Genomic DNA, 1111 nt, shown 5'->3' with positions numbered 1-1111 from the left:
TCTCGATCCGCCGCGCCTCGACCGGGTGAAGGCCGTTGCGTGCTGCAAAGCGCAAGCGGCGCTCGAGCTCACGCGCGTCCGTGCGCAGGCGGCGGGCTTCACGCTCGCTGATCCGGTCGCGGTTGTCGAGCCGCGCAATGCGCCGCTGGAGATTGTCGATCCGGGCCTGGAGCGAACGCACGTGGCCCCAATTGTTGTAGCCGTAGGCGTTGCCGTAGGGGACGGGCGCAGCCGGGCCCCACTGGGCCGAAGCCGGCGCCGCGACAGCGAGAGCCGAGGCAGCGGCGACAACAGAGAAAAGAATCTTACGCATCATGGCTCTCCTTATGAGCAGTTGATGCACCTGTTGTGCGCCGATTCGCTTGATGCAGGTCTGAACGCGCCCGTTATTTGCCGTTCAACTAGATTAACTCGTTAACTCGTTGAAACGACTAGGCTTTGATCTTCCAGCCACTTTTGAGCAGCGCATAACAGGCGATCCACAGCAAAATATTCAGCGCCAGTAGCGCGATCGCGCCGACCCACAGCGGCGAATCGCTGACGCCGAGGAAACCCGCGCGGAAGCCCGAGATCACATAGAAGAAGGGGTTGGCATGGCTCACCGCCTGCCACGTCGGCGACAGCTGGTGGACCGAATAAAAGGTGCCCGACAGCAGCGATAAGGGCGTGACCACGAAATTGGTGACCGCCGCGGCATGGTCGAACTTCTCCGCCCAGATCGACGTGAGCACGCCGAGGAACGACAGCAGCAACGAACCCATCAGCGCGAACCACAAAACCAGCTCGGGGCGGCGCACCGCGACCGACACGCCGGGCCACAGCAGCATCGCGAGCCACACCGCCACGCCGACTAGGAAGGCGCGGGTGACGGCGGCGCCGACCAGCCCGGCGATCAGCTCGCCGGTCGACAGCGGCGGCATCAGATAATCGACGATATTGCCCTGGATCTTGCCGACCAGCAGCGAGAAGCTGGCATTGGCGAAGGCGTTCTGGATCATTGCCATGACGATGAGGCCAGGCGCGAGGAAATCGGCGAAATGGACGCCCATGATCGTTCGCCCGCTGCCGCCCAGCGCGACGGTAAAGATCGCCAGGAACAGCAGGGTGGTGA

General features: G+C 63.5%; 2 protein-coding genes. Both read right to left on the bottom strand.

Annotated features, from left to right (window positions below; all coding sequences use genetic code 11):
- Positions 1–316 (bottom strand): hypothetical protein (locus tag VFZ66_25375; protein HEX6292543.1); only part of this gene is annotated, 316 nt, incomplete at its 3' end.
- A 115-nt stretch (positions 317–431) separates the two neighbouring features.
- Positions 432–1111, bottom strand: a 680-nt coding sequence (locus VFZ66_25370; protein ID HEX6292542.1) for an ABC transporter permease, incomplete at its 5' end; no start/stop codon positions are given.

Source organism: Herpetosiphonaceae bacterium, from assembly GCA_036374795.1.
GTDB lineage: Bacteria > Chloroflexota > Chloroflexia > Chloroflexales > Kallotenuaceae > LB3-1.
Note: the sequence above shows the minus strand (reverse complement) of the source record. Positions and strands in the feature narration are given on the sequence as shown.